14 protein-coding genes are annotated in these 14,136 nt (G+C 43.7%); 7 read left to right on the forward strand and 7 right to left on the reverse strand.

All coding sequences use genetic code 11. From position 1 onward, the window contains the following. On the forward strand, positions 1-240 hold a 240-nt coding region (locus AB4375_RS12680; RefSeq protein ID WP_372051720.1), incomplete at its 5' end, for a hypothetical protein. Here AB4375_RS12680 and torA read toward each other — a convergent pair. The 3 genes from torA to torE are packed head-to-tail and all read right to left on the reverse strand — an operon-like array spanning position 237 to position 4,139. Continuing rightward, positions 237-2,699 carry a trimethylamine-N-oxide reductase TorA gene (gene torA, locus AB4375_RS12685; protein ID WP_017068070.1) on the reverse strand — a complete coding sequence of 821 codons (2,463 nt, stop codon included), beginning with the start codon at positions 2,697-2,699 and terminating at the stop codon, positions 237-239. The two genes, AB4375_RS12680 and torA, sit on opposite strands and share 4 nt — an antisense overlap. 24 nt (positions 2,700-2,723) lie before the next feature. Continuing rightward, entirely contained in the window at positions 2,724-3,905 is a 1,182-nt protein-coding gene (torC, locus tag AB4375_RS12690) for a pentaheme c-type cytochrome TorC (RefSeq protein ID WP_017060299.1), read from the reverse strand. Between the two features lie 51 nt (positions 3,906-3,956). Next, positions 3,957-4,139: a trimethylamine N-oxide reductase system protein TorE gene (torE, locus tag AB4375_RS12695; protein ID WP_017060298.1), complete on the reverse strand. Its 183-nt coding sequence runs from the start codon at positions 4,137-4,139 to the stop codon at positions 3,957-3,959. 437 nt (positions 4,140-4,576) lie between these two features. On the opposite strand from torE, the gene AB4375_RS12700 reads away from it, so the two are divergent. Next, positions 4,577-5,371, forward strand: coding sequence for an ABC transporter permease (locus AB4375_RS12700; RefSeq protein ID WP_017067668.1), 795 nt, complete (start codon positions 4,577-4,579; stop codon positions 5,369-5,371). A gap of 354 nt (positions 5,372-5,725) precedes the next feature. Here AB4375_RS12700 and focA read toward each other — a convergent pair whose 3' ends face one another. Further along, entirely contained in the window at positions 5,726-6,568 is an 843-nt protein-coding gene (gene focA, locus AB4375_RS12705) for a formate transporter FocA (RefSeq protein WP_017060282.1), read from the reverse strand. A 362-nt stretch (positions 6,569-6,930) separates the two neighbouring features. Beyond that, on the reverse strand, positions 6,931-8,238 hold the full coding sequence (locus AB4375_RS12710) for an ATPase (RefSeq protein WP_372051722.1): 1,308 nt from the start codon (positions 8,236-8,238) through the stop codon (positions 6,931-6,933). 257 nt (positions 8,239-8,495) lie between these two features. Here AB4375_RS12710 and AB4375_RS12715 point away from each other — a divergent pair, with 257 nt between their 5' ends. The 3 genes from AB4375_RS12715 to AB4375_RS12725 all read left to right on the forward strand — a co-directional run bounded on the left by AB4375_RS12715 (position 8,496) and on the right by AB4375_RS12725 (position 10,353). After that, positions 8,496-8,726, forward strand: a complete 231-nt coding sequence (locus AB4375_RS12715; RefSeq protein ID WP_017060280.1) for a TIGR02647 family protein — start codon at positions 8,496-8,498, stop codon at positions 8,724-8,726. A gap of 114 nt (positions 8,727-8,840) precedes the next feature. Next, positions 8,841-9,695, forward strand: coding sequence for an NAD(P)H-binding protein (locus AB4375_RS12720; protein WP_136981596.1), 855 nt, complete (start codon positions 8,841-8,843; stop codon positions 9,693-9,695). Further along, positions 9,688-10,353, forward strand: a complete 666-nt coding sequence (locus AB4375_RS12725; protein WP_032545711.1) for a YdcF family protein — start codon at positions 9,688-9,690, stop codon at positions 10,351-10,353. The genes AB4375_RS12720 and AB4375_RS12725 overlap by 8 nt, the downstream gene beginning before the upstream one ends. 149 nt (positions 10,354-10,502) lie before the next feature. Here AB4375_RS12725 and AB4375_RS12730 read toward each other — a convergent pair whose 3' ends face one another. Both AB4375_RS12730 and cysS read right to left on the reverse strand, forming a co-directional pair. Beyond that, on the reverse strand, positions 10,503-11,081 hold the full coding sequence (locus tag AB4375_RS12730; protein ID WP_017060277.1) for a thymidine kinase: 579 nt from the start codon (positions 11,079-11,081) through the stop codon (positions 10,503-10,505). A gap of 98 nt (positions 11,082-11,179) precedes the next feature. Next, complete coding sequence (gene cysS / locus AB4375_RS12735; RefSeq protein WP_017060276.1) at positions 11,180-12,565, reverse strand: cysteine--tRNA ligase; 1,386 nt, start codon at positions 12,563-12,565, stop codon at positions 11,180-11,182. Positions 12,566-12,752: 187 nt separating this feature from the next. Between cysS and AB4375_RS12740 the strand changes: the two genes are divergently transcribed. Both AB4375_RS12740 and lpxH read left to right on the forward strand, forming a co-directional pair. Continuing rightward, positions 12,753-13,247, forward strand: coding sequence for a peptidylprolyl isomerase (locus AB4375_RS12740; protein WP_017060275.1), 495 nt, complete (start codon positions 12,753-12,755; stop codon positions 13,245-13,247). A 77-nt stretch (positions 13,248-13,324) separates the two neighbouring features. Beyond that, positions 13,325-14,059: a UDP-2,3-diacylglucosamine diphosphatase gene (gene lpxH, locus AB4375_RS12745; protein WP_017060274.1), complete on the forward strand. Its 735-nt coding sequence runs from the start codon at positions 13,325-13,327 to the stop codon at positions 14,057-14,059. Positions 14,060-14,136: the final 77 nt, after the last annotated feature.

Consider the following 14,136-nt stretch of genomic DNA (forward strand, 5'->3'; position numbering starts at 1 on the left):
GGGTTCATGGGGCGGATACTTTCCACAGGTTCTTTTTACATTCCCTTCCTGCTTCACTGCTTATACCACCTCTCTCAAACAGCGCCTTACAGCCTGTCTCAAAAACGCCCTCTATTAGCCCTGTATAATGCTTATTTAGAAACACCAACACTGATATCAAAAATACAAAAAGCCCCTGTAAGAGTGCTTACAGGGGCTTTAATTCAAGCTTTAATCTTATCTTTTAAGCGAGATGCTTAAGAAACTTCGATTGGACCACCGAATGAAGTTACTGGAGGCAGTTTGCCTTGGAACTTCTCGAAATCAACCAAACATGTGTTTGCTGACGTTGCTTGAGCAAGTTCAGACGTACCGATATCTTGAGTCAGTGTGTTTGGATCGCCGTATGTATCTAGCGCGCCCACTTTCTCGTTGATCGGACCGTACCAAGCACCTTCTTCGATACGAACAACACCAGGAGCGTAGCTATCCATTAGAACAGCACCTGCTAGTAGTTGACCACGGTCGTTAAACACACGTACTACATCGCCATCTTTGATGCCTTTCTTCTTAGCATCTACTGGGTTGATGTAGATTGGCTCACGGCCTTGTACCGCGTAAGTCGCACGCCACTCTTCAGATTCACACATCTGAGAGTGAAGACGCTTGTCTGGGTGACAAGATTGTAGCCAGTACGGGTGCTTGTCAGAGCCTGGACCACCGTGTGAACGTTCAGATTTCTCGAACCACATTGGGTGTTCTTGACAGTGCTCGTAACCCATGTTGCCAACAGTACGGCTTGTGATTTCGATGAAACCAGAAGGCGTGCCTAGTGCGTTGATCTCTGGATCTTCACGGAATGAAGCGTGACGAGTCCATGGCTTACCTTTACCGAAGTCTAGGAAACCTTTTTCCCAGAACTCAGCGAACTCAGGCATTTCGAAGCTGCCTTCGTTTGCTGCGCGACATTCGTCGTACAGAGATTTAACCCACTGCATTTCGTCCATACCACGCGTGTAATCGTCGTAACGACCCCAACGTTTAGTTAGGCTAGACATGATCTCGAAGTCAGTCTTAGACTGGAACAGAGGATCCACTAGTTTATGCATCGCGATCAAACCACGACCAGAGTATGCGCCGTAACCATCGATATCGTTACGTTCCCACTGAGTACATGCAGGAAGCACGATGTCAGAGTGACGACAAGTTGCAGTCCAAGCAAAATCAACAGCAACTACAGTTTGTAGGCTCTTGAATGCTTTACGCATCTTGTTGCGATCTTGGTGGTGGTGCCACGGGTTGTTACCACTGAATACCATCATCTTGATGTCAGGCAGTGTCACTGTTGCGCCGTTTGCTTTGATCTTCTTACCTGGCTCTAGCAAGCTATCAACCCAACGAGCAACTGGGATTACGCGGCTGTAGCCGTTGTAATCTGTGTTGGTGTACTTAGGTGATTGACCTTGGTCGATGTTCAGCGGGAAAGAACCCGGAGCAGCGAAGCCAGTTGAAGATACACCGATACCAGAGTAGTGGTGACCGTAAGAGATACCACCGCCCGGTAGACCAATTTGGCCAACCATTGCTGCGATAACTGCACACATCCAGTAAGGCTGTTCACCGTGCTCTTGACGTTGGATACTCCAACCAACAAGAATCTGTGTACGACCGTTAACCAGCATCTTAGCGAAGTCACGAATAGAGTCCGCGCTTGCGCCACAGATAGCAGAAGCCCATTCTGGCGTCTTCTCAACTCTGTCTTTCGTTTCACCTTGAACGTACTTGATGAAATCTTCAAAACCTAGACAGTAAGTTTCGATGAACTTCTTGTCGTATAGGCCTTCGTTGTAAAGAACGTGAGCAACACCAAGCATGAACGCCACATCAGTTTGTGGGTTGATGTACATTTGCTCATTTTCTAGGTAACGACCTGTTTTGTTTTTAACAGGGTCAACAGAAACAACGTTGATCTCTTTCTTAGCAACTTTTTCTTTCAGCTGTTCTAGGTATGCGAACGACTCGTGAGTCTCACATGTCCAACCTACTTGAAGGTTTTTAACTGGATCGTTACCCCAAAGAACAATGTTGTCACTGTTTTCTAGGATAAGTTCCCAAGATGTACCTTGTGCGTAAACTTCAGTAGAACCTAGCACGTAAGGCATGATCGTTTGACCAGCACCTGTTGAGTAGTCACCGATTTTCTTCACAGAGTAACCGTGAAGTGCCATTGCACGTTGCATGTGGTTAGTACAGCTGTGGAACTGACCCGTTTGTCTCCAACCAGTTTGACCTGTGTGAAGCGCCCATGGACCGTAATCTTTCTGTACGCGCTCTAGCTCGCGGTAAACAAGGTCTAGTGCCTCATCCCAAGTCACACGAATAAAACGGTTGTTACCACGCGTGTCTGCGCTGTATTTATGCTTCTTCAACCAATCTAGGCGAACCATTGGGTAACGCACACGTGATGGGCTGTAGATAATACCTTTAATACCTTTCAACATCTCAGTTGGGTGTTGATCGATTTCTAGAGGTTTAATTTCTTGTACTTTACCCGCATAAACACGAGCTCGGAATGCACCCCAGTGAGAACCAGAGACTTTCCACGCACCGTCTGTTTCTGCAGCAGACGCTGATGCCGACGCCAATAAGCTTGGACCGATAACCGATGCCGCACTTGTAGTAGCGACACCTTTCAGAAAACTTCTTCTTGTAATTGCCATTGTGTTACTCCAATTGACGTCTTATTAGTGATGGCCTTCAGAAAAATCTGATGAATGCTTCTGTAGATACTTAAGAACAAGTGCTTCTGTATCTGTATCGAAGTTAACGAACGCAATCATACCATCTAGCATGCCTACCCAACCGTTAGCGCTGAAGTGAGCTTCATCTGGCTGTGAGTGACACGTTGAACAGTTAGATTGGTACGCTTGACCCGCTGCGTTCCAGATTGGATCGAAGTTATCAACCATAGACTCTTTCTTCATCCAAAGTGCTAGGTTAACTTCTTCCCATGGAAGGCCAGTAAGCTCATCTTCTTTCTTCTCACCAACAGTGATAACGTCACTTTGAGATACTTCTTTCGTCAAGATTGCAGTTGAGATGTTCATACCGAAGTCTTCTTGGATTACACGTCCGAAGCCTTTCGCTTTACGCCAACCGTCGATTTGAATCTTGATCATATCGCCTTTTTCGTCGATAACCGCAACTTTACTTGCAGGGCTTAATAGACCCGCTTCAACTTCAGCTGTTTCATCTGTGTACATTGGTAGGTGACGAATAGAGATCACGTCTGAACCATTTGCGTAAGATGTGCTGCTTGCTACGTTTTCTAGCTCGCCAACAATACCGCTCGCTGATGCCATATCTAATGGAAGGTTGTGAGCAATACCTTTGTGACAGTCAACACAGCTTTGATCACGCTCTGCCGCGTTCTTCATCTGGATACGCGCTGTTGGGCGCATGTTTTCGAAATCCATTGAATCGTAGTTGTGGCAGTTTTTACACTCTAGAGATTTGTTCGAAGAGAAGCGATCCCATTCGTGTTTAGCCAGTTCGATACGACGAGCTTCGAATTTCTCAGGCGTATCTAGGTCACCAAATACTTGAGCGAATACTTCTTTAGAAGCTTGCATCTTACGAGCGATTTTTGCTGTCCATTCATGTGGAACGTGACAGTCAGGACAAGTAGCACGTACACCAGAAGTGTTTTTCCAGTGAACCGTTTCTTGTAGTTCTACGTATACGTTGTCACGCATGGTGTGACAGCTTACACAGAATTCTTCTGTATTTGTGTGCTCTAGAGCTGTGTTAAAACCGCCCCAGAAAATAACACCGGCGATAAAGCCACCCATAGTTAGTACACCAAGACTGATGTGTACTGCTGGGCGAGTCATTGTGCGCCATAATTTAACTAAAAATGATTTCATGTTTAGCTCTCTTAAATATTGATTTTAAAAAATGTTGTTACTTAGAGGGCATTACATGCCGCCGTGAGCACCTGGAGGTCCGAATACAAACACTTGCAGTGCCCAAACTAGGAAGCCGTAACCGCCTACAAAAGCCACACTTAATATTGGGAAGAGAACCACCGCGATGAAGAGGAAAGACTTCCACTCCAGCGAATGTTTTTCGCTAGTTTCAATTTTATTAACATCACTCATACATTTTGCCTATTTTGTATTTAGTAATTTCGAGTAACCCATTCTATGGGGCTAAAGTTCTTAAGTATCTAACGACAAATTTTAGACCATACTCAAAGTAGGGTTCAATCAAATCTCCCGTTATAACCCTTGCTAATCAATACTTTTTTGAGCTCATCCAAAGTTGTTTTTAGTTAAACAAAGTTATTAAAAAGTATTAACAAATGTGAAGAATTAAGTATATTTCACAAATGTTAAATTCCAACACCTACGCAACCGTATTGTAACCAATTTTAACGTTTTACCTACTAAGTAGTAGCCAAAAATGCCTCAAAAAACCAATATTCTGTGGTTTGATTGTTAAATTATTGAGTATTTTTTAAAGCAACGGCTGAGAAGCTGAAATGCATCATTTGGCACTTTCAGATATGATGGGGACCTACTTAAAAGGAAACATTATGCAAGACGTTATTGATATATCTTGGTGGCAGTTATTGTTCTTCAGCTCACTTCTCTTGCTACCCATTACCATCAACCACAAGTTAAAACTCGGCCTTGGCAAAGAGGCTTCTATCAGCATCATTCGTATGGTTATTCAGCTATTTCTGGTGGGACTTTACCTAGAATACTTGTTCACTTTGAATAGTTTGTGGGTCAATTTGCTGTGGTTATTTACTATGATTATCGTCGGTGCAAGCTCGATTGTTGAAAAATCTAGACTGCCAAGAAACCTACTTTTGGCTCCTGTCGCCGTTAGCCTTGCGGTAACTTGTGTACCTATTGTCTTGTTCATCTGCTTTTTCATCATTAAGCCGACACCGGTTTTTAACGCGCAGTACCTTATCCCAATCGCAGGGATGTTATTGGGTAATAGCTTAAGCAGTAATATCGTGGCATTGCAGAACCTGTTTGGTGCCTTTGAAACACAGAAATCAGAATATGAAGCAGCAATCGCGTTAGGCGCGTCTCCTACTTATGCTGCTGCGCCTTTTGTACGTAATGCAATACAGAAAGCGATGTCCCCTATCATGGCCTCTATGGCAACCACAGGCTTAGTAACGCTGCCGGGAATGATGACTGGACAGATCTTAGGTGGTGCTTCACCGATGATCGCGATTAAGTATCAACTGATGATCATGCTGGCGATTTTCGTGATGATGAGCTGCTCTCTAGCCCTTGTACTTCACCTCTCATTGAAGACATCTCTGACCAAAGAAGGGCGAGTTCTCGCTCAAATACAGCCTTCGAAATAACCTCCCTACTCCACTTAGATCTGGTTACTCACTGAATTTGAGACAGGTTATCCACAGAAACTGTGGATAACCAAATCAATATAGATCCTTTTTTGTCCATTTCGACCCAAGGAAAGATCATCGCCTTCGATCTTTGGGTGATTTCAAAGACATATACACACATGGTAATCAGCGCTGTTGAATTTTCAGATGATCATTAGAGAGATGAAGAAGTAGGTTTTCCACAAATAAAAAACGGCCTGCAATGCAGGCCGTCTTGTAATTGTCATAAGTCAGTTCAGTGTTTCCACAGAGCGTTAACTCATCTCGTCAACTGAGTTAGTCACGCCATCTTTGTCGATAGCGCCACCTTTATTAGTCACGTAGGTAGATCAACCAGTACCACATACCAACAAAGATACCGCCGCCAATGATGTTACCGATGGTAACGGGCAGCAAGTTGTTCATCAAAAAGTCCGCCATGTTCAGATCAACATAGTCCGCAGGATTAGCGCCCGTCATTGTCCAAAATTCAGCTGGAGCAAATGTTTTGATGCCGATAGCTAAAGGCACTTGGAACATATTTGCAATACAGTGCTCAAAACCAGCCGATACGAACATCGCTACAGGTAAAATCATTACCGCAATTTTGTCAGTCAGTGTGCGTCCACTAAACGTCATCCATACCGCGATACAAACCAATACATTACACATGATGCCGAGCGCGATAGCTTGGATAAAATCGTGGTGCATCTTATGTTGGGAGATCGCCATTGCATTCAAACCCACTTGACCGTGGTCGAACATGTACTGTTTGGTCAGTAACATACAAGCCACCAGCAGCAATGCGCCAATCAAGTTACCTACATAAACTGTAGCCCAGTTCTTAACGAGCGTGCGCCAACTAATCTTGCCACTTGCACGAGCAACCAGAGTCAGCACCGAACTGGTAAATAGCTCACCACCGGTAACAACAACGAGAATTAAGCCCAAGCTAAATGCAAGGCCACCTAATAAGCGAGTAATACCCCACGGCAAATCACCAGCACCAGTCGTTACGATGGTGTAAAACACAAACGCAATACCGATATGTATGCCAGCGGAAATCGCTAGGAGAAAAGATTTGATTGGATCTTTGGTTGCTTTACCTACGCCAATATCTGCAGCGCGCTCAGCCATTTGTGGCGGTAATAATGAGTCAAATTGGTTTAGATTCATGATGATTTACATTTTGAAACATGTCGTCGGGAGCGCGATAATCCTCTCTTTCATTTCTGAATTCAAGAGCTATTTTAGGCACAAAATAGCTCTCACAGCCTTGTTGAAAGCAAATAGTCCGAGTTATTCCAAATTCATACGACTTTAGTAGTAAAAAGAAAACTCTGCTGAATGATTAGTTATCAGCATAGAAAATAACAAATCTATAAATATCAACAAGTTACGTTAAAAATCAAAGAATAACGTACACTAAAATGGCTCACAGAGCGCTTTTATTTCTAGATTTTGACATAGATCAACAGAACGTAAAAAAGCGCCCTAAGGCGCTTTTAACTCAATCACAAATAAAGAAATTAGTGATGCTAAACCGAAGGTTCAATCACTTCTTCTGATGATTGTTCTAGGGTTGAATCCTCTAGAGTAGATTCAACAGCTGGGGACATCACATCAGAGTCACTTTCGTTGGCCACTTTGCCACCTAAGCTTTTCAAACTATCCACTAACTCTTCTAAGCTTTTAATGTGAGCATCACTCTTGGTAATCTGCTCACCGAGCAACTCACTGTGCTTGGTTGCTTCAGACAGTTGCTGCGCTTGCTTCTGGTTTTCAGACTCCAGCTTAGCTAATTGCTCAGTCAAAGTTTTAATCTCTGACTTTAATGACGCCGTCATGTCTGAGCCTTTCAGCGCTTTAACACTCGCTACAATTTTTTGAGACTGAAGACGCAATACAACATCACGGTGATCTTCATCATTAACCACTCGTGAAATGCTCAATAACTGGTTCTCTGCATTCAAAACCGACTGTTCGAACTGGTCGCCTTTTACGCTCGCCAGCACTTTGACTTCATGAGCAACACTGCGTACGTGGTTTAATTCGAACTCCGCAGCGTGAACTGCGTCTTCAATGATAGACTTTTCACGGGGACTGGCTTTCACTTGGCTTTCTGCCAAAGCAATTTGAGATGCCGCTTTAGCAAACGTCAGTGGAACAACGTCATCGAAATCTTCATCTTCCAAGAACTCTAATTCGTTCTTCAAAGGTTCGATGTATTTCTTATACGCCACTTTAACTTCTAGTAAGCGAGCATTGTTAAGAAATTCCACCTGCGCTTCTTGAGCGTCTTCAAGCTCATCGACCAGCACATACTCGAACAACTCGCTGTATTCTGAATACAAACGTTTGTAGCTCGAGGTAAACATGGTATCTGCGCCAAGAAACTTCAGGTAATCCATTTGGACAATCGAATCCGCGAGTACTCGATCAGCCTTCTTCTTTAACACTAAGATCGAGTCATAGTTTGATTTGATCAAAGCGATTTTTTCATCGAAGGCTTCAGCGTAAGTTAGGCTCGAAAAAATGGAGTAACTCTTGGTTATCCGAGTTTCGTCTTTAAGTAAGTCCGCATAAATGCTTTCAGCATCATCCCATGCGTCTAATAGTTCATTGTAATTCTCTGGTGCATAGAGAGACAATTGAGCATGGTCTTCAAGCTTAACTTCCCATTCGGAGTAAACGCTTTGGACAGACTGAAATGAACGGACCTCTATTGTCGATTCATTATTGTTGTTTGTGGTTTGGTTCGCGTCTGTCTGCTCTGAGGGTGTACTTTGACAACCTGAGATAGCAAATAGCATACTGATCGTTAATGCTACTTTGTTCGCTCTCACTTATGCATATCCTTTTTATACAATATTCGCTCAATGCAAATTATTTCTAGTCACAATATATTACAACCACTTAGCAATAAACATCACTGATGATTTAAGTGGGTGCAAATCACCCAATATAACCAAAATAAACTCATCACTCGATGATTAATCAATCAATTTGGTATCACTTATCAATTCTCTTTATTTGCTATTGCCTGAGCCGAGAATGCGCACTAAGGTGAAGGTAGAGAACGTTATGAATATATAGGTCAATTATGAAGTACAACGCTGAACATATTGCTGATTTAAACCTCCTTCTTCAATTTGATGTAAGTAGTGCAGCTACTGGAATTAAAGTCCATCAAGAGGCAGCTCAAGAAACTCAAGACGCTGTTAAGCGCCTATTCGAAAAAAACCTTTGTACTCAGCCAGACGGCGGTTACCTAACAGATGAAGGTATCGAGATGGCAGAGCGCGCAGACAAGCTTCTTCGCGTACTAAACTAAAGCTCCATTGTTCTAGTAAAAACTCCACTTGCTTCGGCCGTGGAGTTTTTTCATTTTTGGGCAAAGCTTTGTTAGGCTTATTGTAAATTCGTCATTTGCAGTTGTGAGGAACACATGGCTTCTATATTTATTGTCGGTGCAGGATGGGTAGGTGCACCTTTATCTGAACATTTAGAAAAACATGGTAACCGAGTAGTGGTCACGAAAACGACCCAAGCGGGAGCAGATGCCATTGGTAGCGAACAAATTCCATGTGAAGTGTTTAGCTTTGATTCATCCGATCCACAACAGACTATCGGGCGACTCTATTCATTGTTACTCGAAAACAACACTGAAATTGTGATTGGCAGCTTCCCTCCTGGCTTTAGAAAAGGAGCAGGACAAGAGTATGCCGACCACTGGCAGCAACTCACCAATGCATGCCAAAAGGCCAACATTAAAAAGCTCATTATGGTTAGTTCAACTACGGTATACCCAACTAAGCCGGGTGTGCTGAACGAGCTGGATGCATCACTCCCCCTTTCGACCTCAGATAACGAGCACGCGTCTTTATTTTCCGATAACGCACGAATCATGCTGCAAGCTGAACAGTCAGTGATTGATTCCGGTATCGACTACACCATTCTTCGCTTTAGTGGCTTAATCGGCCCAAGCCGTCACCCATCACGCTTCGCAAGCAAGTTAAAACAAGTCAGCACTCAAGCTCCAGCCAACATGCTGCACCTTGATGATGCAATTGGTGCTGTCGATTTCGCTATCAGTCAACTGCACAATGAAATAGTTAACGTGACCACACCAAATACAGTCAGTAAGGCGGAGTTTTATGCCGCGGCACTGAAAAGCGCCAACAGCAGTGAGCCTCTGCCCGCTGTTGTTGATACCCCAGACAAGTTAATCTCTTCGAAGAAGATTCTCGACTTAGGTTATTCATTTAAATTCGAATCCACACTGGACGCACTTCATGACTGAACAATCTATTGCTAACAAAAATCCCAACATAAAACTGCATCGCTCAGTCGACACCCTTTGGAACTTTATGTCGATGGGTCACAAGGTTACGCCTTCCGACTGTATCTTTGTATTGTGTAGCAACGATACTCGCGTAGCTGAATATGCAGCCGAGCTTTATCACCAACAGATCGCGCCTTACATCGTTTTTTCTGGCGGTGTGGGGCGCTTTACCGAAAGAAGCTTTGAACGCTCAGAAGCAGAAACATTCGCTTCTATCGCACGAGATTGTGGCGTGCCTGACTCTGACATTATCATAGAGAAACACGCAACAAATACTGGGGAAAATGTACGATTCACTCATGAGTTGCTGACAGAAAAAGGGTTATCGCCGAAGAGGCTAACCTTAGTTCAGAAGCCCTTCATGGAGAAACGTACCTACGCAACCTTCAGTAAACAATGGCCTGACGAAACTTCCGAGATTACCGTGACGTCGCGATGGCAAACTTGGGATGATTACTTTAACGAAGAGTTGCCGTTAGATATGGTGTTAGGCGCATTAATTGCTGATTACGAGCGAATCAAATCCTACCCAGAGAAAGGCTTTCAGATTGAGATGCCGATCCCCGACGACGTTGACCACGCCTATCAAGCATTGAAGAAGCTCGGTTTCGAATAAGCAAAAGTTAGACTTTGAACAAAGTAAAAGCTCGGCAGGAAATAAAACAAAAGCTCGGCTTGGAAGAAAGCAAAACACAGGCCCAATAAACAAAAACGGTGACACTTGGTCACCGTTTTTCGTTCTTTCGCGTTAGCAAATAGAGCTGCTTATTTACCTAACGCTTCTTTGTAGTGCAGACGGCAAACAGAAACGTATTTGTCGTTACCGCCAATAGCCACTTGGTCGCCCTCAGCAATCGCCACACCGTGCTCGTCGGTACGAATTACCATGTTCGCTTTACGGCCACAGTGACAAATTGTTTTAAGCTCAACAAGTTTATCTGCCCAAGACAGTAAGTAACGGCTACCTTCAAACAGTTCACCCAGGAAATCGGTACGTAGGCCGTAACAAAGTACAGGGATGTGCAGCTTATCAACCACTTCTGTTAATTGGTACACCTGCTCCTTCGATAAAAATTGGCACTCATCGATCAAAACACAATGACGCTTTTCTTCCTCATTGAGCTTTTTGATCGCATCAAACATGTTGGTGTCATTTTTAAACAGCTGAGCTTCAGATTGCAGACCAATTCGTGAGCTCACTTTACCGATACCATAGCGATCGTCCAAAGCTGCCGTAAAGATCACTGGCGTCATGCCACGTTCTTGGTAGTTGAATGAAGATTGAAGAAGCGTTGTTGATTTACCCGCATTCATTGCCGAGTAATAAAAATACATCTGAGCCACAGAAATATTCCTGTTAATTAAAAGTTGAAGATAGAAAAGGTGAAAATAGAGAATTCGTGCTAGAAAAAAGGGCTGAAAATCAGCCCTTTTTATAAGATTTACTTACGACGCCAAGTCGTGCCTTCTGGGCCATCTTCCAGAACAATACCCAACTCGTTTAGCTTATCACGTGCAAGGTCGGCATTTGCCCAATCCTTTGAAGCACGAGAGTCGTTACGCAGTTTGATCAACGCTTCGATTTCAGCCACTTCGTCGTCGTTACCTGCCGCATCACCTTGTAGGAAGGCTTCTGGCTCTTGGTGAAGAATACCGATGATGTCTGCTAGTTCACGCATCAATGCACCCAGTCCGCTTGCTTTTTCAATGCTTTCAGGCTTGATACGGTTGATTTCACGAGCCATTTCAAACAGTACTGAATAAGCTTCAGGTGTGTTGAAATCATCGTTCATCGCTGTAGAGAATCGAGTCACGTACTCTTCGCCACCGGCAGGAGCGGCTGTAAGGTCTAGGCCACGAAGTGACGTGTATAGACGCTCTAGTGATGCGCGAGCTTGGTTTAGGTTATCTTCGCTGTAGTTTAGCTGGCTACGGTAGTGACCAGACATTAGGAAGTAACGTACCGTTTCAGCATCGTAATGTGCTAGCACGTCACGGATAGTGAAGAAGTTACCTAGTGACTTAGACATCTTCTCTTTGTCTACCATCACCATACCACTGTGCATCCAAGTATTTACATACTGAGTGCCGTGCGCGCAGCAAGACTGTGCGATTTCGTTTTCGTGGTGAGGGAACTGCAGATCTGAACCACCACCGTGGATATCGAAGTGGTTACCAAGAATAGACGAGTTCATTGCTGAACATTCGATGTGCCAACCTGGACGACCCGGGCCCCATGGCGATTCCCATGTAGGTTCACCTGGCTTAGACATCTTCCAAAGAACGAAGTCTAGTGGGCTGCGTTTTGCAGATTCAACATCAACGCGAGCACCCGCTTGAAGCTGATCAAGGTCTTGCTTTGAAAGCTTACCGTATTCGTCGAATTTCTTTACTTCAAACATCACGTCGCCGTTGCTTGCAACGTATGCGAAACCACGTTCAATCAGCTTTTCAACAAGCTCGATGATTTCAGTGATGTATTCTGTCGCACGAGGCTCAACATCTGGACGCTTCATGTTCAATGCATCAAAGTCAGCGTGCATCTCACCGATTAAACGCTCAGTCAGAGAGTCACAAGACTCACCGTTTTCGTTAGCGCGTTTGATGATTTTGTCATCGATATCTGTGATGTTACGAACGAAATTCAAATCGTAACCAAGGTAACGAAGGTAACGAGTTACTACGTCGAAAGAAACGAACGTACGACCATGACCAATATGACAGAGATCGTATATGGTTACCCCACAGACATACATGCCGACTTTGCCAGCTGTAATTGGTTTGAATTCCTCTTTCTGTCTTGTGAGCGTGTTATATATCTTCAGCATGATCTCTATCTATTTTATGGATTAATCAAAATAAGCTCGCAGTATAACAAGTCATACCTTAATAGGTAATACCTTTCACCACCAAATCGGCAACTCCTTGTTATCTATTGACGATTTCGTATTTTGAAACTCAATCAAACTAGGCTAGAATCGCTTTTCATATTAAAAAGACAGTAAGGTAACAATCATGATCATCCTTCACACAAATTTTGGTGATATCAAAGTTCAACTTAACGAAGAAAAAGCACCAGAAACAAGCGCAAACTTTCTACAGTATTGCCGTGACGGTTTCTACGACAACACACTATTCCACCGTGTTATCGATGGTTTCATGATTCAAGGCGGCGGCATGACTTCTGGCCTTAAAGAAAAGGCAACTCGTGCAACGATCAAGAACGAAGCAAACAACGGTCTAGCGAACAAAGTTGGTACGCTAGCAATGGCTCGTACTATGGAACCGCATTCAGCGAGCTCTCAGTTCTTCATCAACGTTAACGACAACTCTTTCCTAAACTTCCGTAGCGAAAGCCTAGACGGTTGGGGCTACTGTGTATTCGCAGAAGTTGTTGAAGGCATGGACATCGTAAACAAGATTAAAGGTGTTAGCACTGGTTCTATGGGTATGCACCAAGATGTACCTCTAGAAGAAGTGATCATCACTGGTACTACAATCGAAGCTTAATTCATCGCTTTCGGTTAGTATTGATGAGCCGATAAAATCAGGATATAGGGAGCGAATCGCTCCCTTTTTTTAGACCTATGAAAACATATTTTATATCAGATCTGCACCTTTCTCCGTCACGAGAAGACATCACAGACTGCTTCTTAACCTTTATGAAGAAAGAAGCCGTAGAAGCGGATGCACTTTACGTATTAGGTGACCTTTTCGAATTCTGGATTGGTGACGATGATAAGAGTGAATTCGCGACTTCTATCCGCCAAGCGTTTATCGACTTAGTGAAAACAGGCGTGCCTTGTTACTTTACTCAAGGGAACCGCGACTTCTTAGTCGGCAAAAAATTTGCTAAGCAAACGGGCGTACAACTTCTCGACGAAGTTTCTACGATCGATATCTACGGGCAAAAAGCGGTAGTATTGCATGGAGATACCCTATGTACTGAAGATGTAAAGTACCTCGCCTTTCGCGAAAAAGTGCATCAGCCATGGTTACAATGGGTCTTCAACCGAATTCCATTTTTCATCAAGAAGAAAATTGTTTCAAAGGTTCAATCAGATATCAAAGATGACAAGCAGACCAAGTCTCTCGACATCATGGATGTGACACAGCAAGAAGTCGAAGATGTGATGGAACGAAACAATGTCGATCTGATGATCCACGGCCATACTCACCGCCCAGACATCCATACATTTAATGCTAACAATTGTACTAAAACCCGTATCGTACTTGGCGATTGGTATACGCAAGGCTCAGTGCTGGTGTTCACGCCGCAAAGTTTTGAACTACAGAATCGAGCGTTTAGCAATAGCTTTTAACATCACGCTTAAACTTTCACTTTGATTATTATTGTCGGTCAGACTTTCTTAGAAAGTGTATGGTAATTTCTAGTGAA

The organism is Vibrio sp. 10N.261.51.C6 (assembly GCF_041471785.1).
GTDB classification, from domain to species: Bacteria; Pseudomonadota; Gammaproteobacteria; order Enterobacterales; family Vibrionaceae; genus Vibrio; species Vibrio crassostreae_C.